This is a genomic window from Streptomyces coffeae (genome assembly GCF_016741875.1).
GTDB classification, from domain to species: Bacteria; Actinomycetota; Actinomycetes; order Streptomycetales; family Streptomycetaceae; genus Streptomyces; species Streptomyces coffeae.
Window position 1 is genome coordinate 268,241 of sequence record NZ_JAERRF010000004.1, and the last position, 22,630, is coordinate 290,870.

The following is a 22,630-nucleotide window of genomic DNA, read 5'->3' on the forward strand; positions in this document are numbered from 1 at the left end:
GCTCGGCCGCAGCTCGTGGTGGTGCCCGATAAATGGGCACTACAGTACGGTATGACGCTGCGCGACGTGAGGTGACTCTGGGAGAGGGAGTGTCGCTGTGGCGATGGTCACGTGTTCGGGTTGGGGGTGGGGAATTGGCCGTGGCCGGTGGTGAATCCGCGCTTCGGACCGGAGCGTCAGTCCTCCGTGACGAGGACGACCTCCAGGGTGCGGGGGCCGTGGACGCCCTCGACTCGGTCGAGTTCGATGTCGCTCGTGGCGGAGGGGCCGGAGATCCAGGTTTGGGGGCGGGCGGGGTCGAGGCGTTCGAGGGCCTCGGGGACGGAGTCCACGACCTGGGCGGGGACGCGGATGACGCAGATGTGGTGGTCAGGGACCAGGGTGATGCGGCGGCGGCCCTGGTCGGGGGAGGCGTCCAGGACGACCGTGCCGGTTTCGGCGATGGCCACCGCGCAGCCGGTGACCACGCTGGACACCGCGTCCAGGTCGTGTGGTGTCAGATCGGCGGTGTCCGGGATCCGGCGGATGTCGGTGGCGGAGAGCCAGTCCGCGGGGAGGCCCGGCGGGACGACCACCGTGGTGGCGTTGCGGGCCGTCAGCAGGCGGGCGATCAGGGCCGGGAGGGCGGCGGTGTGCGTGCGGTGGACCACGGCGCGGTAGTCGGCGAGGTTCTCGGCCAGGAGGTCGGCGGTCTCGGCCGGGGTGCGGTCGCCGTGGCGGCGCAGATACGTACGCTCGACCGCCACCTCCGACGGGGTCTCGGCGCGCGGGACATCGGCCAGCGCGCGGCGGACCCTCGCCATGACGAGGTCGCGTGAGCTCATGGGGTGCTCCTGTCGTTCGTGGCGCGGGTCCGCTGCCACCAGTCGCGGAACGACTCCGCGGGCACCGTGGGCAGTTCACGGGTGTCGCTCCAGGCGCGCCCCGGGCCGGGCAGCCGGCGCGGGTGGAAACGGCGGGTGCGGGAAGCGAGGCGCTGCCCGGTGCGCAGCACCCCGGGGTGGTCGAGCGCCCAGCGCGCCGCCCGCATCGCGGCGCGCTCGGCGGCGTGGCCCTTGGCGGGTTTGATGACCGTACGGGTGCCGCGTACCGAGACCGGGCCGCCCTCGACGACGCGTTCGCGCAGATGGACCAGGACCTCGGGGATGTCGATGGCGACCGGACACACCTCGTAGCACGCCCCGCACAGCGACGACGCATACGGCAGTGAGGCGTCCAGCTCGCTCTGGGTGCCACGTAGTTGCGGGGTGAGGATCGCGCCGATCGGGCCCGGGTAGGCCGAGCCGTACGCATGGCCGCCCGCGCGCTCGTACACCGGGCACACATTGAGACACGCCGAACAGCGAATACAGCGCAGCGCCTGGCGGCCCACGGTGTCGGCGAGGGTGTCGGTACGGCCGTTGTCGAGCAGGACGAGGTGGAAGGTGCGCGGGCCGTCGTCGTCCGTGGTGCCGGTCCAGGTCGAGGTGTACGGGTTCATCCGCTCGGCGGTCGAGGAGCGGGGGAGGAGCTGGAGGAACACCTCCAGGTCCTGGAACGTGGGCACCACCTTCTCGATGCCGACCACCGAGATCAGCGTCTCGGGGAGGGTCAGGCACATCCGTCCGTTGCCCTCGGACTCGACCACCACCAGCGTGCCCGTCTCCGCCACCATGAAGTTCGCGCCCGAGACGCCCACCTTGGCGTTCAGGAACTTCTCGCGGAGGTGGAGACGGGCCGCCTCCGCCAGGTCGGCGGGCGCGTCGGTGAGGTTGTCCGGGGCGGGTCGGCCCCACCGCGCCATCTTCGCCGCGAAGATGTCCCGGATCTCGGCGCGGTTGCGGTGGATCGCCGGCACCAGGATGTGGGACGGCAGATCGTCGCCGAGCTGCACGATCAGCTCGGCGAGGTCCGTCTCGTACGCCGTGATGCCCGCCGCGGCGAGCGCGTGGTTCAGCCCGATCTCCTGCGTGGCCATCGACTTGACCTTGACGACCTCCCGTTCGCCCGTCGCCCGCACCAGCTCGGTGACGATCCGGTTCGCCTCGTCCGCGTCCGCCGCCCAGTGCACCTGGCCACCGGCCGCGGTGACGGAGCGCTCCAACTGCTCCAGGTAGTGGTCGAGATGGCGCAGCGTACGGTCCTTGATGGCCGCGCCCGCCGCGCGCAGCTTCCCCCAGTCGTCCAGTTCGGCCACCGCGGTGGCGCGCTTGGCGCGGATGGTGTGGGTGGCGTGGCGGAGGTTGGCACGCAGCTGGGTGTCACGGGTGGAGGTGTCGGCCGCCTTCGGGAAGGCGGGCATCCCCAGGTAGGTGGCGTGGCCGGGTCCGCTCACCGGGGGTCTCCTTTCACCGGGGTGGCCTTTCCCCGCGGGTTTCTCGCCGAGTGGCTTCTCGTGTGGGGTGTTCTCTCGTCTCGGGTGTTCGTGTGTGGTGTTCGCTCACCACACGTGTCCTTCCGTGCTGGCCAGGATCTCCGCGATATGCACCGGGCGCACCGTCGAGCCCTGCCGGGCGAGCGTGCCGCCGATGTGCATCTGGCACGAGTTGTCCACCGTGCACACCGCCTCCGCGCCCGTCGCCGTGATGTTGCGCGCCTTGTCCGCGCCCATCGCCGCCGACACGGCCGCGTTCTTCACGGCGAACGTACCGCCGAAGCCACAGCACTCCTCCGCGCCCGGCAACTCCACCAGGTCCAGGCCCCGGACGGCGTCGAGCAGCGCCCGCGGGCGGTCGCCGAGGTGGAGCATCCGCAGCCCGTGGCAGGTGGGGTGGTACGTCACGGTGTGTGGGTAGTACGCGCCGACGTCGGTCACCTTCAGCACATCCGTCAGGAACTCCGTCAGCTCGTACGTCCTGGGGACAACGGCCGCCGCGGCCTCCGAGAGCTCCTGGCCACGGCCCTCCGCGGCGGCCTTCGCACCGATGCGGGGGTAGTTGTCCCGCACCATCGCGGCACAGGAGCCGGACGGGGCCACGATGTAGTCGTAGTCCCGGAAGGCGGTGGCATAGCGGCGTACCAGCGGCTCGGTCTCATGGCGGTAGCCCGTGTTGAACTGGGGCTGGCCGCAGCAGCTCTGCTCGGTGGGAAAGCCGACCTCGACACCGAGCCGTTCGAGGAGCGTGACCACAGCCTGGCCGGTGCGCGGGTAGAGGGTGTCGTTCACGCATGTGATGAAGAGCCCTACGCGCATGTTTCCTCCTCCGGCCGGGCAGCGGCCCGGTCCCAGGCCGAATGATCACCTGGGGGCTCATACTGCCGCAGCGGCTGGGTGCTGTGAAGGAGCGTGCGCGGCTCGGACACGTGGCTCGGGTGGGGCGCCCGCCATGTCCCGCTGCCGGGCCGGTACCGGACCCCGGCGAAGGCGAACGGCCAGGCGAACGGCGAGGGCGCCCTCAGACGACGGCCGGGACGGTGTCCAGCAGCGCCTGGATCTCCCGTACCGCGGCCCGCCCCGCGCGGTTGGCGCCGACCGTGCTCGCCGAGGGCCCGTAGCCGACCAGATGGATCCGGGGGTCCCGGACGGCACGGGTGCCCTCCAGGGCGATACCACCGCCCGGCTCGCGCAGCCTCAGCGGTGCCAGATGGTCGATCGCGGCGCGGAAGCCGGTGGCCCAGAGGATGGTGTCCGCGTCCACGGTCCGGCCGTCGTCCCAGCTCACCCCGGTCGGGGTGATCCGGTCGAACATCGGCAGCCGGTCGAGGACACCCTTCTCCCGGGCCCGCAGCATCGCCTCCGTCATGGGCAGACCGGTCACCGACACCACACTCTGCGGCGGCAGCCCGCGCCGTACCCGCTCCTCGACCATGGCGACGGCCGCACGTCCCCGGATCTCGTCGAACCGCCCTTCACGGAAGACCGGCGGCCGCCGGGTCACCCAGGTCGTCTCCGCCGCCACCTCGGCGATCTCCAGCAGATGCTGTACCCCGGAGGTGCCACCGCCCACGACGATCACCCGCTGCCCCGTGAACGCCTCGGGGCCGGGGTACTGCGCGGTGTGCAGCTGACGTCCCCGGAAGGTCTCCTGCCCGGGGTAGCGCGGCCAGAACGGCCGGTCCCAGGTGCCGGTGGCATTGATCAGCGCCCGCGCGGACCAGCTCCCGGCCGAGGTCTCCACCACCAGCCGTCCGCCGTCGCCCTCACGGACGGCGGTGACATGGACGGGCCGTACGATCCGGAGGCCGAAGGTGTGCTCGTAGCGGTCGAAGTACGCGGACACCACCTCGGACGACGGCCGCTCGGCGTCGGCATCGTCGCTGGTCAGCCGCATACCCGGCAGGTCGTACATCCCGTGCACCTTGCCGTACGTCAGTGACGGCCAACGGAACTGCCACGCGCCGCCCGGCCCGGGGGAGTGGTCGAGCACCACAAATCCGCTGCCCGGCTCGTACCCCGCCCGCCGCAGGTGGTACGCGGCGGACAGCCCCGCCTGCCCGGCACCCACGACCACCACATCCACGTTGTTCATGCTTCCACCAACCCGGATCGGCCGCGGGATCTTCCCGGCCGGGCGATAGGGCCCAGTGGCCAGGGGCGGGGGACGCACCCGGGGAGGGCGCCGACAGTGGTGACGTGTGTACGCGCGATGGCGGTGGCACTGCTGATCGCGGCGGTGGCGGGCTGCGGGGGCGGAGGGGTGGCGGTGTCGCTCGCCGGCTCACGGGCTGGGACCCCAGGAAGAAGTACCGTCTGCAACCGGACGGCCGCCCCATGACGGAGCGGGAGTACGCCGCGGTGCAGGGCGAAGCGCCCCACAAGGTCCCCGAGGGCGGCCGCAACGGTGAGGCGGACCGTCGACAGCAGATGTTCATCGCTTCGGACGGCGTCCTGGCTGATCACTGTTCGAGTCAGGTAACCCGACTCGCAGGGGTATCTTTTGCCGGTCTCTGCCGGTGCAGAGAAGGCGGCGTCGCGCTGACACAAATTGCCGATCTTGAAAGCGGCAGACCCACCTAAGCTGCACCACCATGACGACATCACCGGACGACAGCATCCGACCGTTCCGAGTCTCGATCCCCGACAGCGATTTGGACGACCTGAAGAACCGCCTCGACCGCACCCGCTGGCCGGACGAACTGCCCGATGCCGGCTGGGCCTACGGCGTTCCGCGTGACTACCTGCGGGAACTCGCGCACTACTGGCGGCACACGTACGACTGGCGGGCGGCGGAGGCTCGCCTGAACCAGTGGCCGCAGTTCATGACCACGATCGACGGCGCACACATCCACTTCGCACACATCCGCTCCCCGGAACCGGATGCCACGCCGCTGATCATCACGCACGGCTGGCCCGGATCCATCGTCGAGTTCGAGCGGATCACCGGACCGCTCACCGATCCTCGGGCGTACGGCGGCGATCCTGCGGACGCCTTCCATCTGGTCCTGCCGAGCATCCCTGGTTTCGGGTTCTCCGGCCCCACCCGCGAGAGGGGCTGGGAGTACCACCGTGTTGGGGCTGATTTCGCCGAGTTGATGCGCCGTCTGGGCTACCACCGTTATGGGACGCAGGGCGGCGACTGGGGAGCGGCCATTTCCCGCGAACTGGGCCGCATCTGCCCCGACCACGTCATCGGCGTCCATCTGAACCTGATCCCCGGTGCCGGGGCGACAGCCGAGCCGACCGAGGAGGAACTCGCCGCCCTCAGCCCTGCGGAACGTGAGCGCACCTGGGCCTCCTGGGAGCGTATGCAGGCGTGGAGCCGCGACAAGCAGGGCTATGCCGACATCCAGTCCACGCGTCCGCAGACCCTCGCTTACGCACTCACCGACTCCGCGATCGGCCAGCTCGCTTGGATCGCCGAGAAGTTCAAGGAGTGGACGGACTCCGTCGACCGGCCGGAGGACGCCGTCGATCGCGACCATCTCCTGACCAACGTGATGCTGTATTGGCTGACCGGGACCGCCGGCTCCTCCGGGCGCATCTACTATGAGCGCGCTCACGCCGCCTATTGGGGAAAGCCGCCGGAGCCCTCGACGGCCCCTACCGCGTTCGCCTCCTTCCCGCAAGAGAACTTCATCGCCCTGCGCCACATCGCCGAACGCACCAACAACATCGTCCGCTGGACGGAGTTCGACCGGGGAGGCCACTTCGCCGCGATGGAAGAGCCCGACCTGCTCATCGGCGACATCCGAGCCTTCTTCCGCAGCCTGCGCGACGCAACCCCGTCCTGCTGAACATCTGCTGTCGGATCTCGTGAACAGAGCCACCCGCCACCGGGCCACGTACGAGGCGGTACGGCGCGATCTGAAGGCGATGCGGTCCAACGCACGGTCGGTGCTGGGTACGAGGATGGGGGCATGACCTTCCGTACCCATGTCCTCGAGATCACCACCGGCTCCCGCGAGACCGTCGCCGACCTCACCGCCGACTGCGCGGCCTATCTGCGGGAGGTGGCGGACGGGCGCGACGGACTGCTCAATGTGTTTGTGCCGCATGCCACCGCCGGTGTGGCGATCCTGGAGACCGGCGCGGGCAGTGACACCGATCTGCTCGCCGCGCTCCACGATCTGCTGCCCGCCGACGACCGGTGGCGGCACCGCCACGGGAGCCCCGGCCACGGCCGCGACCATGTGCTGCCCGCCATCGTCCCGCCGCATGCCACGCTGCCGGTCATCGACGGACAGCTCGCCCTCGGCACCTGGCAGTCGGTGTGCCTCGTGGATACGAACATCAGTAACACGGACCGTCGGGTCCGGTTGAGCTTCCTGGGGTGATTTCCTGCCTCCCGAGGAGCAACTTTTGTCGGTCGGCCGCTGGCCGGAGGCGTCGAACGTCAGGCTTTGCGTGAGGGAATCCGCGTGACGACCGGACACCGCCAAGTGCATCTCCAACCAAACGGACGGGGACGCCTGGGGCATTCGCGAGGGCGACTTCCGCACCGACAACCCGGGCGGCAAGGCCGGGACGTGCGGCGGCGACTCGGGCGCGCCCGCGCTGGCCAAGGCGGACGGCCGCTGGCGGCTCGCCGGCGTGACCAGCCGTGCCGTCGGTGACTGCGCCTCGACGCCCGACATCTACCCGAGTGTCGCGGAGCACCAGAAGCGGAGCACCGGAAGTGGATACACAGCCACATCGGCTGACGTCCCACCGCAGATGACGGGAGGGGGCTCCCACACCGGCCAGGCGTGGGAGCCCCCTCGGTGTTCCCGCAGCATTCCGTCGGCATGTGCGGGGGCCTCTTTCGGGGTACACCCGGGGCCGTCCCGCACGGAACAGGAGCCCACCATGAAGCGCATCGACCTGGTCACCCTGCTCGTCCAAGACTACGGTAGGTCACCGCACCCCCACCGTCAGGTGCGGCTGAGCTTCCTCGGCTGATGCGCGTGATGTGATGCGTATGACGTGATCAGCCGTCCTGCCGCGCCGCGTTCTTCTCCTTGATCCGCGCCGCTTCCTTGCGCACCTCGGCCTGGGTGGCGCGCTCCTTCTCCAGCCACTCGGGCCGGTCCTGCTTCAGGGCGTCGATCTGCTCGGTGGTGAGGGGTTCGGTGACTCCGCCGCGCGCGAGACCCGCGATGGAGATGCCCAGCTTCACCGCGACCACGGGGCGGGGGTGCGGGCCGTTGCGGCGCAGTTCCCGCAGCCACTCGGGCGGATCGGCCTGGAGCGCGTTCAGCTCGGCGCGCGAGACGACACCCTCCTGGAACTCGGAGGGGGTGGCCTGGAGGTACACACCCAGCTTCTTCGCCGCCGTCGCGGGCTTCATCGTCTGGGAGGTCTGGTGCGACTTCATGGACTCCAGCGTATCGAGCGTGTGTGCGTGCCTCCGACCACGGCCGGTAGCCTGGCGGGGTGACCAGCTCGGATGTATCCCCGTCGTTCCGGCTCGCCTACGTCCCCGGGGTGACGCCTTCCAAGTGGGTGCGGATCTGGAACGAGCGGCTGCCCGACGTGCCACTGACCCTCGTCCCGGTGTCCACCGCCGAAGCGTCCGGTGTGTTGCGGGACGGCGCCGCCGACGCGGGTTTCGTGCGCTTGCCGGTCGACCGGACGGTGTTCAGCGCCATCCCCCTCTACACCGAGACGACGGTCGTGGTGGTGCCCAAGGACCACCTCATCGCCGCCGTCGACGAGGTGTCCGCCGGGGATCTGGCCGATGACATCGTGCTGCACCCTCTCGATGACGTGCTCGACTGGGAGCGTCTGCCGGGACGGCCCGCGATCGAGCGCCCCGCCACGACGGCGGACGCCATCGCGCTGGTGGCGGCCGGAGTGGGACTGCTGGTGGTGCCGCAGTCCCTCGCCCGCCTGCACCACCGCAGGGACCTCACCTACCGTCCGGTCACCGACGCCCCGGAGTCACGGATCGCGCTGTCGTGGCCGGAGGACGCGACCACCGATCTGGTGGAGGACCTCATCGGGATCGTCCGCGGGCGGACCGTCAACAGCTCACGGGGCCGCAAGCCGGCCCCGGCCACCCCGGCGCAGCCGGGGCGCAAGCGCCCGGACACTGGTGGCGCACGGGGGAAGCCCACAGCGGGCAGGGCGGCCCGCACCAGTTCGCGGAGTGGTTCCGGCGGCCCCAAGGGCGGCAAGCGCGGCAAGCCGCGCCGCCGGTCGTAGCCCCGCCGCCCGGTCGGCATGGCTCCGTCGACGGCGTTGCCGAGGCCCCCGTATCCGTCGTCCACCGTGAGCATGACCGGGCCGTCCGCGATCAGCCGTGACGCGACGGCCTCCACCTCCTCGACGGTGGTCTTGCCCCGGCGCCGGGCACCGTGGCGACGCAGGCGCTTTCGGCGATCTCTCGGCTGCCTGGGGTTGTCTTTGCGGAGATTGGCGGACACCAACGTCGACAACCCCCGCCGCCAGGTGCGGCTGAGCTTTCTCGGTTGGGGCTCCACTTCGATGATCTGCTTTCGGCCACGCTTCAGGGAATTGCGGGGTCTTCCGCGCAGGGGAATGTCCGGACCGCAGGGAATTTCCGTCGGCGCCGGAAGCGGCGGCCGGCCCGCGAAGCGTTCGGGGGCATTGCCGTCCGGCGGGAGGGTTCGTTCCAGCGAAAGCCGGCCACGAGGGTGCGAAATCCAGTCGCCCGGTGAAAGCTAAAGCATCGGCCCGAACTCGCCCGGACGGACGGCCTACGCGTGATCGATGAGCGCCCCGGGCAATTCCACCCGTCCGCGGATGCCGAGCTTGCGGTAGGTGCTGCTCAAGTGCAGCTCCACTGTGCGCCGTACGACGAAGAGGCGCTCGGAGATCTCCCGGTTGCTCAGCCCCCCGGCCGCCAGGGACGCCACCCGGCGTTCGGTCGGGGTGAGGGAGGCGACCCCGCAGTGGGCCCCGCTCCGGGACCGGGCGCCGGCCGCGACGAGCTCGGCGCGGGCCAGGCGCATCAACGTCAACCCACCGCACTGCTCCGCCAGCGTCGCGGCCTGGCGGAGATGGTGACGAGCGTCCGCGAGCTGGTTGGTCGTGCGCAGCGCGGTGCCGAGGTCGGCGAGGGCACGCGCATGTTCCAGGGACGCACCGGAGCGTGCCAGCGTGTCGACGGCCTCGCGCAGCAAGGCAACCCCGGCACTTCCCTTCGCCGCTCTGCCCGCCGCCCGCAACGCCGTGCCGATGGCCGGCTCGCTCCCCCACCGACGCGCCAGCGTCAGTTCCTCCTCGACGAGTTCACGGGCCGCCGCGTTCTTCCCCACGGCCGCGTACCCCATCCCGGCCAGGGACCGCCACGGAAGGATCGCGGGATTGGCCACGTGCAGGGACTCCAGCCGCCGCCCCGTCTCCAGCAGGTCGTTCATCCCCGCCCGGGTCTCGCCCTTGGCCAGGTGCAACCGCCCCCGGCTGGTGAGCAGCCACATGCCCAGCAGGCTCGCGGGCACGGCTGCTCCTTCCAGCACATCGCCGATCACCTGCCCGGCCCCGTCCATGTCCCCGCTGTCGGCCAGGGTCTCCGCCAGCCGCGCGGCCGCGGCCATGGCCAATCCGTCCGCCCGTCGTGAGCCGAACCGGGCGAGCGTGTCCAGGCAGGCGCGAGCGTCGTTCTGGCAGTCGTGCAGCCGGCCCAGCCGGTAGTTGACCTCGCTGCGTACGGCGAGCGCACGGGCGCCACCGAGTGCGGAACGGGTACGGCGCGCATGCCCGACGGCCTGGTCGGCGTGGTGCAGGGCGAGGTGGAGTTCCCCGGCCACCGCGAGCGTCAGTACGCTCACCGGGTGCTGGAGGGACGCCTCATCCATCTGCGCGAGGCCGTGGTCAAGGGCGCGTGAGGCCAACTGGACCACGTGCCGCCGCTCTCGGCCCGATGCCATCGCGCGGACCGACCAGAAGATGCCCAGCGCGTCGTTCTCCGGCGCCCTGTCGAGGCCGTCGAGGTCGGCGCGGTCGTCGACGTCGGCGAAGCCGGTGCGATCCGCGCGGTCGCAGAGCCGGGTCAACGCCGGGTCGGAGGAGGGAAGATGGAGCATGCCCAGCAGCGCCTCCTCGACCTCCAGGCTCACCGCCACCTCGGGAGAGAGGCCATGCGCCGGCTCGGCCGCGTTCCGCAGCACCCGCATACCCTCCCGGTGGCGCTCGCTCACACACAGCAGACCGGCCAGCCGCCGCGCGGCGCCGGCCCGGACCGAGACGTCCGGGGCGATGTCCAGGGCCCGGCGCAGATAGCCGACGGCCGAGGCGATATCGGCCGGTGACTGCACGGACCCCATGTGCACCATCAGCTCCGAACGTTGCTGAGCGCTCATCGGCTCCCGCAGCGCCGACCGCAGATGGTCCAGGGCACGGTCGGTGTCGCCCTCCGCCGTGGCTTGCGCGGCCACCGCGCACAGCACATCGGCCGCCCATGGCTCGCCGAGCGGACCGGACCGCAGCAGATGCGCCGCGATATCGGCGGCGGGCGCCCCTCGGGAGTGCAGCAGCCGTGCCGCCCTGGCGCGCAGCGCCTGGCCTGCGCCCGGTGCGAGGCCGGCCAGCGCGGCCGCTTGGACCAGCGGCGGCCGCAGGGACACCCGGTCGCGGCACCGGCCCAGCAGCCGCGCGGCCACCAGCGCGTCGGTCAGTGGTGCCACCCGTACGGTGGCCAGTTCGGCGGTGGCGACCGCCAGTTCCAGTTCGACCGGTTCGCCGAGCGCCGTGAGCACCTCGACCAACGCGCGGGCACCGGAACCACACGTCGCCAGCGTTCCCCGCAGCCAGGTCAGCACCTCCGGTGGAGGGCTCGCCAGCACCTCGCCCAGGACCGCACAACTCACCGGCCGCCCCGAGTCCCGCACCGCGCGCAGCATCGCGCGCACCAGCACCGGGGTGCCATCGGTGGCCTGTTGGCACGCTCTGCCGAATTCCTTCTCGACCGGGGTGTCCAGCATGTCTCCCGCCAGGTCGACGATGACCTCGGCGCACAGCCCGTCCAGCATGATGTGGTGCTCGAAACGGCTCAGCAGACCGACGTCGATGAGGTCCGCGGGCAGGCTTGTGGTCGCGAGGACGAGAACACGACGGTCACGGAGCCTGCGCAGCAGATACGCGAGCCACCGTGCCGAGGCGTCGTCGATCCACCGCAGATCGTCCACCGCGATGACCAGCGGTCGGCCCGCCGCGAGAGCCATCGTCCGGTCGTACAGCTCCTCCGGGCCGGACGCGGAACAGGTTTCCGTCAGACCCGCGAACAACTGCCGGACGACGCCCAGCGGACAGTCGGCCTCCCAACGGTCTGCCTGGGCTTCGACGACGAGCGCTCCCGCGCGCCGGGCCCGCTCGCACGCCGCGCGCAGCAGCGCCGTTTTGCCCACCCCCGCCGCGCCCTGAACGAGCACTCCCGTGCCCCGTCCGCGCAGAGTCGCACCGCGTAACGCGTCGATGGCGCCCAATTGGCCCTCGCGACCCGCGAGGTACCCGGTTTCCCCTATGTGGCTACTCAACTAACTGGCCCTGCCCTGAAAGCAATTTCCGGAGGTTCCTATTCGGGAAGGATGCGCCGGGAGAATGGCGAGTTGATCCAACTCGGCAGTAGCTATTGTGACCTATCTCACGGGGGCGTTCTGGAACCCTCGTGGCCTTTCGGCCTGAACGACTCGTGATGGACAAATACTTCGGTACCCGCCGAGAGGCGCCGAAGGTCCGCGGCGGCAACGCTGATGGTGCGGCGGTATTCCGCCTTTCCGAGCGGCGAATCTCCTGTCGTCGCTTATCCGTTGCTTATCTCATCGAGGTGATCAGGTGGCAGGCTCGGCGTTGAAACTCATGGCCCCCAGTGGCGACAGACTGGCACTGCGTCTCGCCGACGACGCGCGTGTGCAGGCGGTCACGACCAACGTGCGGTTCGTCGGCGGCGCCTACAGCCGCGCGTTCCAGATCGGTTCTCGCGGCTATCACGAGTTCGTGCGCACGCACATGATCAAAGCGGCCCCGACGGACCGGTTCGTCGTCAAGGGGCGGGAGACCGTGGTCGCCGCCACCGCGGACGGGAGCATGACGATCGTCACCCTGAAGGAGCGGTACCACGAGCTGATGACGTTCTTCACCGGCCCTCCGCCGAGCCGGAAGAAGCTGATCGGCCTGTTCGACACCCTGGAGATCCAGGACCACCCGCGCGGCATGCGGGTGCGCCCGGAACGCTTCACCCAGGGGGACACCGCGACGGAGCAGGTGGCGGTCATGGTGGCCGACCGGGGCACGATCGTCGTTCCCGGGCAGAAGCAGGCCCGGAACCTCGTGCCCAAGCACCGCGGCAAGTCCACCCGGCGCGGGGGAGAGATGTGGCGGGTGCCGCTTCCCGGGCGCGCCGGCTCCACCAGCGAGCACGACTATCTGTACGTCGTCGCCGGAGCGAAGGGCGCCGCCGAGGTGCGGATCGCCCAGGGCGGCGGGCTCGACACCGGGGCCCTGCTGGACTGGGTGGACGGGATCGACGCCGCCTGGAACGAGGCCTGAGGCGAGCGCGCGATCCATGTCTGCCACCCTCGCCCTGGTGATCCTCAGCTGGATCGCCATCGTCATTCTCTATCTCGCCCTGGCCGCGGTGCTGCGGGAAGTGCGGATGCTGCGCAGACGGCTCGACGAGCGGGCCGCCACCGCGGCACCCCCCGCCGAGCTGGTGCTTCCCCCGGCGTTCGTGGAACGCGTCGCGGAGCCGGGCCGGGAGCGAACCGTGCTGGTCGCCGACGCGACCTGCCCCCTGTGCCGGCACGCCGCCGCGGTCCTCGCGGAGCGGGCCACACCGGACTTCCGGCCGGTGCTGCTCACCTATGAGCCGCCGGAGCGGTGGTCGTCGCTGCCCGACGAGGTGGAACTCGTCCAGGACAGCGACGCATGGTCGTCACTGGCCCATCTGACGCCGCCCGTCATCCTGACCGTCGGCGCCGACGGCACCGTCGGTTCACTGCACCTTCCGAGCAGCGAACGCGATGTCGCCGGCGCGCTCGCTGCCACCAACTCCGCCCCTCTGATGGAAAGGACGTCGTGATGACGTCACAACTGGCCGACATACCCTTGGTCAACCAGAGCCACGACGGTGAGCTGCGGCCCACCACGGCGCTGCGCGCCCTGAAGAAGCCCGCCTCTCGCCGGAGTGTGCTGCGTGGCGTGGCCGCGTCCGCGCTCACCGTGGGGGCGCTCTCCCTCACCTGGGGCAACAGTGGACGGGCCTTCGCCGAGGAGAGTCCGAGCGGGCTCGCGGGGTGGGACCGCAACGACTGCAAGGACGCCTACCCGAGCGGTTATGAGGAGGAGAAGGACGTCGGCGGTCAGTTCAAGAACGCCGCCGGAGCGTGCTACGGCGGGCCCATCTCCAGCGACTACTGCGACGCCGACGGCTGGTTCCGCTCCGGCACCGGGAAGGAGAACGGCGTGGATTACACCTACGAGCCGACCTCCTCGGCGTGCGGTGAGGGCCAGCCCAAGAACGCGTGGCGGTGGACCACTCCGGACGGCAAGGTCTACCGGTGCTCCGACGGGTACCGGTGGGTGACCGCCGAAGGTCAGGGCGCGGGCGTCCTCAGCATGTGCCGGGCTCAGGTGTCATGAGACTGGCTCGTCGCCTGACGTGGCACCCGGCGACCGCCGCGGCCGTGATCGTGATCGCCGCGGTCGCCGGTGTGGCCATGTCGCTGCCGCTGCCCACCGGCGGATCGGACGCGGTGTGGCCCTGGGCGCTGATCGGCGCCGCGGCCGGGTTCGCGACCAGCGGCTCCACTTGAAGCCGCAACTCAGCCTCCGTGCTGGGCTCGTCGGTCTGGCGAGGTCTGCCCCCTTACGCGTTTTCGCTCGGCTTGGTGCTGGGCGGAGTGATCAGTGGCCTTGGTGTGATGCTGATCGGTTCCGTGCTGCGCGCGGTGCTGCCGGTGACCGCCGTGGCCGTGGCCACCGTCGTGGTGCTGCTGGTGCTGGCCGCCCGGGAATTCGGGTGGCCGCGGTTCTCCCTGCCGCAGAACGCACGGCTGGTTCCGGAGACCGTGTTCCGGCACGGCCGCTTCTTCGGTCCGCTTCAGTTCGGGATCGAGATGGGCACCGGCATGCGTACCTACGTACCGTCCGGCCTTCCCTACGCGGCTCTGGTGCTTGTGGCGGGTCTCGCCGGGCCTCTCACGGCGCTCGCGGCCGGTGCCACGTTCGGTCTCGGCCGGGCCGCGATGACCATCGGCTCGCAGTACTACGGCGCCAGCGGTGACTGGGATCTGGCCTGGGCCACCTGGGAGAAGTGGCTGAAGGGCACCCTGGTGCTGGCCTTCGCCGCAGGACAGGCGGTGCTGGTGCTGCCACTGCTGGATTGACCGTCACATCGACCGTCACATTTGACTGTCAAGGAGATTACCGACGATGAACTGGACGCTGCTCGGCGCCGTCGGCGCCCTCGGCAGCGGGTTCGTCCTGCTGAACGCCGGGTGGTGGAAACTGCGCCACCGCCCGGCGTTCACGCTGGTGCTGAGCGAGCAGGGGCGCCCGGTGGCCGCCCATGCCGCCTGGCTGGCGTGGGCGTTGCCGGTGGCCGAACTCGCCGTGGCCCTGGGCGCGATGGCGTTTGTGCTGCCACCGTCGACCCGCGCCGGACTGGCGTTGCCACCGATGTGGCTGCCGATGCTCGGTATGGCCCTGCTGGGCGGGATCTTCACCTGCTACGCGGGTGTGCAACTCGCCCGCGGCAGCCATCCGCGCTGCGGCTGCCTGAACAGTCACGACCGGTTCGGCGCGCACACCGTGGTGCGCGCGCTGGCGACCGGCCTCGGCGGGGTCGGCGGCTGGTGCACCGCTGCCACCGGCACCGACCCGCTGCCACCGCCCTTGTGGATGGCGGCCGTTGTCGCGGGCGGGCTGATGGTGGCCGTAGTCCTCCTGGTCGGACTGCCTCTGCTCGCCGACCCCGGAGGATCAGCGAACGCTGATCGAAACCGGCCCGGCGGGCACCAACTCGCCGATCACCGGCGCACCCGGCACCTCCCCGGCGACCAGCAGCCCCCCTGACGTCTGCGCGTCGGCCAGCAGCAGCCGGTCGATCTCGCCCACGGCCCCGAAGTCGACATGCGGCTCCACCCAGGCGAGGTTGCGCCGGGTGCCGCCGCTGACGAAGCCGTCCTTCGCCGCCTCCCGCGCCCCCTCCAGATAGTCGACCGCGTCGGCGTGCAGCACCGCCGAGACCCCACTCGCCCGGACCAGTTTGTAGAGATGACCCAGCAGACCAAATCCCGTGACATCGGTGGCACATCGCACCTCTGCCGCAACGGCGGCCGCGCTCGCCCGGTCGTTGAGTTCCGTCATCGCCGCTATCGCCTGGGGAAAGACCTCTCCGGTGGCCTTGTGCCGGGAGTTGAGCACCCCGATGCCGAGCGGTTTGGTCAGCGAGAGCGGCAGACCGGGGCGGCCGGTGTCGTTGCGCAGCAAGCGGTCGAGGTCCACCACGCCGGTCACGGCCATGCCGTACTTGGGTTCCGGGTCGTCCACGCTGTGCCCGCCGCCGACCGGGCAGCCCGCGGCGCGAGCGGTGTCGGTCCCGCCGCGCAGCACTTCGGCGGCCAGCTCCATGGGAAGTGTTTCCCGGGGCCAGCACAGCAGGTTGACCGCCACCACCGGTCGGCCGCCCATGGCGTACACATCGGAAAGGGCGTTGGCCGCCGCGATCCGGCCCCAGGTATAGGCATCGTCCACAACGGGCGTGAAGAAGTCGGTGGTTGCCACCACGCCGCGCGCGGAGTCGATGGCCACCACGGCCGCGTCGTCCCCGTGCTCCGCGCCGACCACCAACTGCTCCGAAGGCTGGTCGAGACCGGCGAGCACCTCCTCCAGTTCGCCCGGCGGGATCTTGCAGGCGCAGCCACCGCCGCGCGTGTACTGTGTGAGGCGGTAGTTGGCGCTGTCCACGTGATCCATGGCTTCAGCCAACCACACGTTCTCCGCACCGAGGGCACACCTCGGCCTGGAGGCGTCCGGCGCCTGGTGGCGCCCGCGGTCTTCAAAACCGACGTGGCCGGGACTCCCGGCCAGGCGGGTTCGATTCCCGTCCGCCTCCGCCAGACTTCCACCCGGGGTGTGCACCATGGCTGATCCGAGGCGCCAGGTTCCGCGCACCGATGTACTGCTCGCGGCGCCCGAACTCCGTTCCGGAATCGCCCACTTGGGACGCGCGGTGGTCAAGGGCATCATCCGGGACGCACAAGAGCGGGCCCGACGTGGCGAGATCGCCCCGGGCGAGGTGCTCGCCGAGGTCAGGCGGACCCTGCCGGGAACCGCGAGCAGCCTCCAGCCAGTGATCAACGCAACCGGCATCATCGTGCACACCAACCTCGGCCGTGCCCCACTGTCGGCCGCGGCCGTCGACGCCGTCGTCACGGCCGCCGGAAACACCGACGTCGAGTTCGACCTCTCCTCCGGTACCCGGGCACGCCGTGGCCGCGGGGCACGAGAGGCGCTTCTGGCGGCCGTGCCCGAGGCCGGCGACGCGCATGTGGTCAACAACAACGCCGCGGCACTGGCGCTGGCGGCGCTCGCGCTGGCCCAGGGGCGGGAGATCGTGATCAGCAGGGGCGAGTTGGTGGCCATCGGCGACGGCTTCCGGCTGCCCGAGCTGATGGAGAGCACCGGCGCCCGGCTCCGCGAGGTCGGCACAACAAACCGGACAACGCTGGATGACTACGCCTCGGCGGTCGGTGAGAACACCGCGTTTGTGCTGAAGGTGCACCCGTCCAATTTCGCGGTGACCGGTTTTGTGCAGTCGGTCGACGCCGCCGCCCTTTCCGCGCTGGACGTTCCGCTCGTCGTCGACGTCGGCTCCGGGCTGCTGCGACGCGACTCCGCACTGCCGAGGGAACCCGACGTACGCAGCACCCTGCGAGCCGGTGCGGCACTCGTGACCGCCAGCGGGGACAAGCTCCTGGGCGGCCCACAGGCCGGCCTGATCTTCGGCGACGCCGCACTGGTCCAGCGGTTGGCCCGGCACCCCCTGGCGCGCGCGCTCCGCACCGACAAGCTGACGCTGGCCGCGCTCGAAGCGACCGTATGCGGCCCCCGCCCACCCGTATCGCAGGCGCTGCACGCCCAGTTGGCCGATCTCCGGGCGCGCGCCGACGACATGGCGGCTCAACTGCGGGAAGCGGAGCCGAACGTCGGTGTGGTGGACTCGACGGCCATGGTGGGGGGCGGCGGTGCGCCGGAGGAGGTGCTGCCCAGCGTGGCGCTCAGCCTGCCCGAACGGTACGGCCCGGCGCTGCGCCTGGGGACACCGCCGATCGTGGGCCGGGTGAGCGACCGCCGTTGCCTGCTCGACCTCCGTACGATCGACCCGCTCCGGGACCACCAGGTCGTCCTCGCCGTGCGCGGTGCGTCATGATCGTCGCAGCCACCGCGGGCCATGTCGACCACGGCAAGACATCCCTGATCCACGCGCTGACCGGCCGCGACCCGGACCGGCTCGCCGAGGAGCGCCGCCGTGGGCTCACTCTGGACCTCGGGTTCGCCTGGTGCGATCTGCCGAGCGGGCGGCGGGCCGCCTTCGTCGACGTACCCGGACATGAGCGCTACCTGCACACCATGCTGGCCGGTCTCGGCCCCGTCCGTACGGCGCTCCTGGTGGTGGCGGCGGATCAGGGCTGGTCCGCACAGAGCGCCGAACACGCCGACGCACTGGCGGCCTTCGCCGTGCCGGAGATCCTCCTCGTGATCACCCGCTGCGACCTGGCCGATCCCGAACCCGCGGCGGCCACCGCCCGGCGCGAACTGCTCGCGCGCGGTCTGCGGACCGCTGCTCCGGTAGCGGTGAGCGCGCACACCGGTCAGGGCCTCGACGCCCTGCGTACCGCGCTCGACCAGCTCACGCCGGACCGCTCACCACGTCCGGGGCCGGTCCGGCTGTGGGCCGACCGGGCCTTCACCGTCTCCGGCACGGGCACCGTGGTGACCGGCACCCTGCTCGGCGGAACGCTGCGCGTCGGAGACCGGGTCGAGTTGTGCGCCTCCGGCGTACCGGGAACTGCCGCCACCGTCCGCGGGCTTCAGGTGTGCGAGCGCGACGTGTCCTCGGCTTCGGGGCCCACCCGCCTTGCGGTCAACCTGCGGCGTGTACCGGTCGACGCGGTGCCCCGCGGCACCGCCCTGCTCACTCCGGACGCATGGGTCAGCAGCACGCTGGTCGATCTCCGGCTGCACACACACGACGCGGATCCGGCGCCACTGCCCGGCGAGGTCATGTGCCACCTCGGCACCGCCCGTCGCCCGGCCCGGCTGCGAAGGCTCTCCGACGACCTCGCCCAGCTCCGGCTGTCCGCACCATTGCCGCTGCACGTGGGCGACCGGCTCGTGCTGCGCGACCCCGGAACCCGCAGGCTGCTCGGCGCGACCGTGCTGGACCCGATGGCCGAGCGCATCACCGGCCGGGGCGCCGCAGGGCGGCGCAGGGCCGCCTTGGCGTCCGCGACCGGGAGGCCGCACCTGGCCGCCGAGCTCGCCCGCCGCGGGCTTGTCCGCACGGCGGATCTGCGCCGTCTCGGCGTGCCCGTGCCCGCCACCCGTGCCGAGCACGCATGGCTGATCGACCCCGAACACCACCGGCATCTCACGGAACGCTTGCTGCACCTGGTGCGGACCCACCAGGAACGGTCCCCCACCGCACCGGAACTCACCAGGGACCGGATACGCGACGCACTCGGGCTGCCCGACACCCGGCTGATCGACCTCATCATCCCGCCCGAGCTGAGGGAACGGCAGGGACGTATCGGCATGGCCGACACCGCGCTGCCGGACGCACTGCGCCCGGCAGCCGACGTCGCCCAGCGGGAACTGGCCTCGGCGCGCTGGCGAGCACCGACCGCCCAGCGCTGGCGCGAACTCGGGGTCGGCCCGGCCCAACTCCAGGCGCTCACCCGGCACGGTGTGCTCGTACGCCTTGCGCCGGACGTCTACCTCACCCCCTCGGCCGTCGTGGAAGCCGCCGCCGTACTCGAGAGCCTGCGCGCGCCCTTCCCCGTCAGCCACGCACGCACCGCCCTGTCCGCGCCGAGACGCGTCGTGGTTCCCCTGCTGGAACACCTCGACCGCCAGGGCATCACCGAGAAGGTCACCGACGACGGCCACCGGCGACTGCGCTGACGGACAGGCCGCTGTCCTCCCACAGAGCGGGGCTGTGGGAGCCGACAAGGGCGCCGATCCGGGCCAGGACCTCATCGGCGGGGTGCGGGCCGAGGCGGCGGCCGTCCCGCAGACGCAGGCTGATGTGCTCGTCGGCGGCTTCCTCGGCACCGATGACGGCCTGGTAGGGGACGAGGCGGCCGGCCCGGATCCGGGCGCCGAGACTGCCGCGTTCCGGCCCCGCCACCTCGGCGCGGAGCCCGAGTTCGGCGCACCGCAGGGCGAACTCCTCGGCGTACGGCAGCTGGTCCTCGTGCACCGGCAGAACGGCCAGCTGGGTGGGGGCCAGCCAGGCGGGGAACGCACCGCCGTAGGTCTCGATGAGAAGGGCCACCGCGCGTTCCACACTGCCGATGATGCTGCGGTGGACCATGACCGGCCGGTGCTTCGCCCCGTCCGCGCCGATGTAGTGCAGATCGAACCGCTCGGGCTGGTGGAAGTCGATCTGCACGGTGGACAGGGTGAACTCCCGTCCGGCGCCGTCGGCCAGCTGGACATCGATCTTGGGCCCGTAGAACGCGGCCTCGCCCTCGGCCGCCTCGTACGGCAGCCCGCATCGCTGAAGGACCTCGGTCAGCAGCGCGGTCGCGCGCTGCCACATCTCCGGGGCGGGCCACGTACTTCCCGCCGGGACCGGGGAGGGAGAGCCGGTAGCGGGCCGGGCTGATACCGAGTGCCGCATACGCCTCCTGGATCAGCTCCAGCGCGGCCCGCGCCTCGTCGGCCACCTGGTCCAGGGTGCAGAAGACATGTGCGTCGTTGAGCTGGATGGCCCGGACCCGGGTCAGCCCGCCGAGCACGCCCGAGAGTTCGGAGCGGTGCATACCGCCCAACTCGGCTATGCGCAGGGGGAGTTCGCGGTAGCTGTGGGAGCGGGAGCGGTAGATCAGCGCATGGTGCGGACACAGACTCGGCCGCAGCACCACCTGCTCACCGCTCACGTCCATCGGGGGGTACATGTCGTCGCTGTAGTGCGCCCAGTGTCCCGAGATCTCGTACAACTCCCGTTTGCCGAGCACCGGGGAGTACACATGGCGGTAGCCCGCCCGCCGTTCGACGGCGCGGATGTACTCCTCCAGGGAGTGCCGCACCGCGGCGCCGTCGGGCAGCCAGTACGGCAGCCCCGCGCCGATCAGCGGATCGGTGTCGAACAGGTCGAGTTCACGGCCGAGTCTGCGGTGGTCGGGTGCGCCGTGGTCGTTCCGAGGGCGGTCGTTCATGGTGGTCTCCTCGCGGATCGCGGATCGCGGTTCGCGGTTCGCGGACGGCGGGCGAGTGACCACAGCGCGAAGCCCCGGGGCACTCGCCCCGGGGCTTCGGATCAGGACATCGATCAGCGCGCCGGGACTTGGTCCGGCGTCGTCGTCATCGCGGTCATCGCGATCGCGGCACGCTGCATAGTGGCCATCGTATCAGTGGCCGGTCAGTCCTGCGGTGTGCCCGCGGGCAGCTTGCGCCAGGTCACCTGGGTTCGGGTGTGGTACGCCCAGTCGAGCATCTTCGTGGCGTCCGGGTACCGCTTGGCGTCGTTCAGCACCACACCGATGACCGTGCGGCCGCCGCGCTTCGCCGCGAAGACGATGCACTTGCCCGCCTGGCTGCCGGTGCCGGTCTTGATGCCGATCGCGCCGTTGTACGAGCCCAGCAGCTTGTTGGTGCTGGACCAGTAGTAGGTGCGGGTACGGCCGTTGGCCGCCGGTGCCTTCTGCTCGGTGTCCTTCGACTTCACCACCGTGCGGAAGGTGGCGTTACCGAGCGCGTGATGTGCCAGCTTCGCCAGGTCCCGGGCGGTGGTGTAGTTGGCGTTGTGGTCCGAGATGCCGTCGAACGAGTCGTAGTGGGTCCTGGACATCCCCAGCGCGTCGGCCTTCTTGTTCATCTTGGAGATGAACGACGCGGTGCGCTTGGCGGTGGTGTTGCCGGTGCCGAAGGTGTCGGCCAGGGCCATCGCCGCGTCGCACCCCGACGGCAGCAGCATCCCGTAGAGGAGCTGACGGACCGTGAGCTTGTCGCCCTTCTTCAGATCGGCCGCGCTGCCGCCGCTGCGCTCGATGTAGTCCAGGTACGCCTGCCGGACGGTGACCTTCTTGTCGAGGTTCACCCCGCGGGTGTCCAGCACCACCACGGCCGTCATCATCTTGGTGATGCTGGCCATCTGGCGCTTGGTGTCGGCGCCCTTGGCCCACAGCTGCTTGTTGGGCCCATTGTCCAGCAGATACGCGCTCTTGGCCTGGATCCCCGACGGCCCGGCCGCGGCCGTCCGCGCGGTGGCCTGTGCGGTGGCCGTCGGTACCGCGACCGACAACGCCGCCGTGGACGCGATGACCGCCGCTCCCCAGCGGCGCACCGCCTTGCCCCCAAGTCGTCCCATACGCCCTCCATCTCCTCAGCTGACTGTTCGGGCGCGCGTATCCTCTCACCAGCGGTCAGGTGGGGACATGTCGGGGTGTCAGCCGCGGCCGACGGTCCACGCGTAGGCGGTCTTGGCGTCGAACTCGCCCTGGCCGCCGAGGAAGACAAGCCTGCCCAGCAGGCGTTCAGGGCTGTCGCCGGGGCGGCTCCTGGGCACGGGCCGCCGGTGCCGACCGGCCCACCGCCTCCACCAGCGGCAGCGTCCGGTAGCGCACCCGCTCGCGGAGGGCCATCTCGGTACGCGTCCGGACCACGCCGGGCATCCGGATCAGCTGCTGGACGACGTCCTCCAGATGCGCGTTGTCCCGCGCCACCACCCGGGTGAACAGATCCCCGCCACCGGTGATGGAGAACGCCTCGATGATCTCCGGCAGCGCGGCCAGCGCGTCGCCGACCTCGTCCAGATGGCCCTGGGTGACCTCGATGTGGACGAACGCCAGGACGGGGTGGCCGAGCGCGGCGGGCGACAGCGAAGGACCGTAGGCCGTGATGACCCCGTCCCGCTCCAGCCGGTCCAGCCGCGCCTGCACCGTGCCCCGGGCGACGCCCAGCATCCGCGCGTACTCCCGGACACTGGTGCGCGGCTGCTCCAGCAGCAGTCGCAGGATCTTCGCGTCGAGCGCGTCCACCGCTGTTGCCATCGGCTGCCGGCTCCTCATGTGCTGTCTCGTACCCGGGGCGCCTGTGTCGGTC

20 protein-coding genes, 1 tRNA gene and 2 pseudogenes are annotated in these 22,630 nt (G+C 71.1%); 13 read left to right on the forward strand and 10 right to left on the reverse strand.

Annotated elements, in window-relative coordinates; all coding sequences use genetic code 11:
• Positions 1-176: 176 nt before the first annotated feature.
• The 4 genes from JK363_RS08280 to JK363_RS08295 all read right to left on the reverse strand — a co-directional run bounded on the left by JK363_RS08280 (position 177) and on the right by JK363_RS08295 (position 4,448).
• A complete protein-coding gene (locus JK363_RS08280) occupies positions 177-824 on the reverse strand; it encodes a LutC/YkgG family protein (protein ID WP_201873317.1) in 648 nt (215 codons plus the stop codon).
• Entirely contained in the window at positions 821-2,281 is a 1,461-nt protein-coding gene (locus JK363_RS08285) for a lactate utilization protein B (protein ID WP_201873727.1), read from the reverse strand. The genes JK363_RS08280 and JK363_RS08285 overlap by 4 nt, the downstream gene beginning before the upstream one ends.
• A gap of 138 nt (positions 2,282-2,419) precedes the next feature.
• Positions 2,420-3,172 carry a (Fe-S)-binding protein gene (locus tag JK363_RS08290; RefSeq protein ID WP_201873318.1) on the reverse strand — a complete coding sequence of 251 codons (753 nt, stop codon included), beginning with the start codon at positions 3,170-3,172 and terminating at the stop codon, positions 2,420-2,422.
• 202 nt (positions 3,173-3,374) lie between these two features.
• Entirely contained in the window at positions 3,375-4,448 is a 1,074-nt protein-coding gene (locus JK363_RS08295; protein ID WP_201873319.1) for an NAD(P)-binding domain-containing protein, read from the reverse strand.
• Between the two features lie 499 nt (positions 4,449-4,947).
• Between JK363_RS08295 and JK363_RS08300 the strand changes: the two genes are divergently transcribed.
• The 3 genes and pseudogenes from JK363_RS08300 to JK363_RS44600 form a co-directional block, all read left to right on the forward strand.
• Positions 4,948-6,153 carry an epoxide hydrolase family protein gene (locus JK363_RS08300; protein ID WP_201873320.1) on the forward strand — a complete coding sequence of 402 codons (1,206 nt, stop codon included), beginning with the start codon at positions 4,948-4,950 and terminating at the stop codon, positions 6,151-6,153.
• Between the two features lie 123 nt (positions 6,154-6,276).
• On the forward strand, positions 6,277-6,693 hold the full coding sequence (locus JK363_RS08305; RefSeq protein WP_201873321.1) for a secondary thiamine-phosphate synthase enzyme YjbQ: 417 nt from the start codon (positions 6,277-6,279) through the stop codon (positions 6,691-6,693).
• 109 nt (positions 6,694-6,802) lie between these two features.
• Positions 6,803-7,000: pseudogene (locus tag JK363_RS44600) on the forward strand (trypsin-like serine protease); the annotation flags it as partial.
• A 325-nt stretch (positions 7,001-7,325) separates the two neighbouring features.
• Here the strand turns inward: JK363_RS44600 and JK363_RS08315 are convergent.
• On the reverse strand, positions 7,326-7,712 hold the full coding sequence (locus tag JK363_RS08315) for a DUF5997 family protein (RefSeq protein WP_201873322.1): 387 nt from the start codon (positions 7,710-7,712) through the stop codon (positions 7,326-7,328).
• Between the two features lie 59 nt (positions 7,713-7,771).
• Between JK363_RS08315 and JK363_RS08320 the strand changes: the two genes are divergently transcribed.
• The gene (locus JK363_RS08320) at positions 7,772-8,542 is read left to right on the forward strand and encodes a LysR family substrate-binding domain-containing protein (protein WP_201873323.1); all 771 of its coding nucleotides are present in this window, start codon (positions 7,772-7,774) and stop codon (positions 8,540-8,542) included.
• 515 nt (positions 8,543-9,057) lie between these two features.
• Here the strand turns inward: JK363_RS08320 and JK363_RS08325 are convergent.
• Positions 9,058-11,835 (reverse strand): helix-turn-helix transcriptional regulator, encoded by a 2,778-nt coding sequence (locus JK363_RS08325; RefSeq protein ID WP_201873325.1) that lies wholly within the window; start codon positions 11,833-11,835, stop codon positions 9,058-9,060.
• Between the two features lie 298 nt (positions 11,836-12,133).
• On the opposite strand from JK363_RS08325, the gene JK363_RS08330 reads away from it, so the two are divergent.
• The 6 genes from JK363_RS08330 to JK363_RS08355 all read left to right on the forward strand — a co-directional run bounded on the left by JK363_RS08330 (position 12,134) and on the right by JK363_RS08355 (position 15,373).
• Complete coding sequence (locus JK363_RS08330) at positions 12,134-12,847, forward strand: hypothetical protein (RefSeq protein WP_201873326.1); 714 nt, start codon at positions 12,134-12,136, stop codon at positions 12,845-12,847.
• Positions 12,848-12,863: 16 nt separating this feature from the next.
• Positions 12,864-13,379: a hypothetical protein gene (locus tag JK363_RS08335; protein ID WP_201873329.1), complete on the forward strand. Its 516-nt coding sequence runs from the start codon at positions 12,864-12,866 to the stop codon at positions 13,377-13,379.
• Positions 13,379-13,939, forward strand: coding sequence for a hypothetical protein (locus JK363_RS08340; protein WP_201873330.1), 561 nt, complete (start codon positions 13,379-13,381; stop codon positions 13,937-13,939). Before JK363_RS08335 ends, JK363_RS08340 begins: the two co-directional genes overlap by 1 nt.
• Entirely contained in the window at positions 13,936-14,112 is a 177-nt protein-coding gene (locus JK363_RS08345; protein ID WP_201873331.1) for a hypothetical protein, read from the forward strand. Before JK363_RS08340 ends, JK363_RS08345 begins: the two co-directional genes overlap by 4 nt.
• A 108-nt stretch (positions 14,113-14,220) precedes the next feature.
• Positions 14,221-14,685, forward strand: coding sequence for a hypothetical protein (locus tag JK363_RS08350; RefSeq protein WP_201873333.1), 465 nt, complete (start codon positions 14,221-14,223; stop codon positions 14,683-14,685).
• 46 nt (positions 14,686-14,731) lie between these two features.
• On the forward strand, positions 14,732-15,373 hold the full coding sequence (locus tag JK363_RS08355) for a MauE/DoxX family redox-associated membrane protein (RefSeq protein WP_201873334.1): 642 nt from the start codon (positions 14,732-14,734) through the stop codon (positions 15,371-15,373).
• Here JK363_RS08355 and selD read toward each other — a convergent pair.
• Positions 15,281-16,276, reverse strand: a complete 996-nt coding sequence (gene selD, locus JK363_RS08360; protein WP_201873335.1) for a selenide, water dikinase SelD — start codon at positions 16,274-16,276, stop codon at positions 15,281-15,283. The genes JK363_RS08355 and selD overlap by 93 nt on opposite strands.
• Before the next feature lie 48 nt (positions 16,277-16,324).
• Here selD and JK363_RS08365 point away from each other — a divergent pair.
• From JK363_RS08365 to selB, 3 genes are all read left to right on the forward strand, one after another.
• Positions 16,325-16,419, forward strand: a tRNA-Sec gene (locus JK363_RS08365).
• Between the two features lie 23 nt (positions 16,420-16,442).
• On the forward strand, positions 16,443-17,732 hold the full coding sequence (gene selA / locus JK363_RS08370) for an L-seryl-tRNA(Sec) selenium transferase (protein WP_201873336.1): 1,290 nt from the start codon (positions 16,443-16,445) through the stop codon (positions 17,730-17,732).
• Positions 17,729-19,486: a selenocysteine-specific translation elongation factor gene (gene selB / locus JK363_RS08375; RefSeq protein ID WP_201873337.1), complete on the forward strand. Its 1,758-nt coding sequence runs from the start codon at positions 17,729-17,731 to the stop codon at positions 19,484-19,486. The genes selA and selB overlap by 4 nt, the downstream gene beginning before the upstream one ends.
• Here the strand turns inward: selB and thrS are convergent.
• From thrS to JK363_RS08390, 3 genes and pseudogenes are all read right to left on the reverse strand, one after another.
• Positions 19,455-20,745, reverse strand: a pseudogene (thrS, locus tag JK363_RS08380) (threonine--tRNA ligase). The gene selB and the pseudogene thrS overlap by 32 nt on opposite strands.
• A gap of 203 nt (positions 20,746-20,948) precedes the next feature.
• The gene (locus tag JK363_RS08385; protein ID WP_201873338.1) at positions 20,949-21,896 is read right to left on the reverse strand and encodes a D-alanyl-D-alanine carboxypeptidase family protein; all 948 of its coding nucleotides are present in this window, start codon (positions 21,894-21,896) and stop codon (positions 20,949-20,951) included.
• 166 nt (positions 21,897-22,062) lie between these two features.
• Entirely contained in the window at positions 22,063-22,578 is a 516-nt protein-coding gene (locus tag JK363_RS08390; protein ID WP_201873339.1) for an Lrp/AsnC family transcriptional regulator, read from the reverse strand.
• Positions 22,579-22,630 lie beyond the last annotated feature (52 nt).

What these genes read in the sequence shown, in the direction of transcription:
- selB (WP_201873337.1), top strand. Translation starts at nt 17,729, where the DNA reads ATGATCGTCGCAGCCACCGCGGGCCATGTCGACCACGGCAAGACATCC.
- JK363_RS08345 (WP_201873331.1), top strand. Translation starts at nt 13,936, where the DNA reads ATGAGACTGGCTCGTCGCCTGACGTGGCACCCGGCGACCGCCGCGGCC.
- JK363_RS08295 (WP_201873319.1), bottom strand. Translation starts at nt 4,448, where the DNA reads ATGAACAACGTGGATGTGGTGGTCGTGGGTGCCGGGCAGGCGGGGCTG.
- JK363_RS08385 (WP_201873338.1), bottom strand. Translation starts at nt 21,896, where the DNA reads ATGGGACGACTTGGGGGCAAGGCGGTGCGCCGCTGGGGAGCGGCGGTC.
- JK363_RS08355 (WP_201873334.1), top strand. Translation starts at nt 14,732, where the DNA reads ATGAACTGGACGCTGCTCGGCGCCGTCGGCGCCCTCGGCAGCGGGTTC.
- JK363_RS08340 (WP_201873330.1), top strand. Translation starts at nt 13,379, where the DNA reads ATGACGTCACAACTGGCCGACATACCCTTGGTCAACCAGAGCCACGAC.
- JK363_RS08305 (WP_201873321.1), top strand. Translation starts at nt 6,277, where the DNA reads ATGACCTTCCGTACCCATGTCCTCGAGATCACCACCGGCTCCCGCGAG.
- JK363_RS08350 (WP_201873333.1), top strand. Translation starts at nt 14,221, where the DNA reads ATGCTGATCGGTTCCGTGCTGCGCGCGGTGCTGCCGGTGACCGCCGTG.
- JK363_RS08285 (WP_201873727.1), bottom strand. Translation starts at nt 2,281, where the DNA reads ATGCCCGCCTTCCCGAAGGCGGCCGACACCTCCACCCGTGACACCCAG.
- selA (WP_201873336.1), top strand. Translation starts at nt 16,443, where the DNA reads ATGGCTGATCCGAGGCGCCAGGTTCCGCGCACCGATGTACTGCTCGCG.
- JK363_RS08335 (WP_201873329.1), top strand. Translation starts at nt 12,864, where the DNA reads ATGTCTGCCACCCTCGCCCTGGTGATCCTCAGCTGGATCGCCATCGTC.
- JK363_RS08315 (WP_201873322.1), bottom strand. Translation starts at nt 7,712, where the DNA reads ATGAAGTCGCACCAGACCTCCCAGACGATGAAGCCCGCGACGGCGGCG.
- selD (WP_201873335.1), bottom strand. Translation starts at nt 16,276, where the DNA reads ATGGATCACGTGGACAGCGCCAACTACCGCCTCACACAGTACACGCGC.
- JK363_RS08290 (WP_201873318.1), bottom strand. Translation starts at nt 3,172, where the DNA reads ATGCGCGTAGGGCTCTTCATCACATGCGTGAACGACACCCTCTACCCG.
- JK363_RS08280 (WP_201873317.1), bottom strand. Translation starts at nt 824, where the DNA reads ATGAGCTCACGCGACCTCGTCATGGCGAGGGTCCGCCGCGCGCTGGCC.
- JK363_RS08300 (WP_201873320.1), top strand. Translation starts at nt 4,948, where the DNA reads ATGACGACATCACCGGACGACAGCATCCGACCGTTCCGAGTCTCGATC.
- JK363_RS08390 (WP_201873339.1), bottom strand. Translation starts at nt 22,578, where the DNA reads ATGGCAACAGCGGTGGACGCGCTCGACGCGAAGATCCTGCGACTGCTG.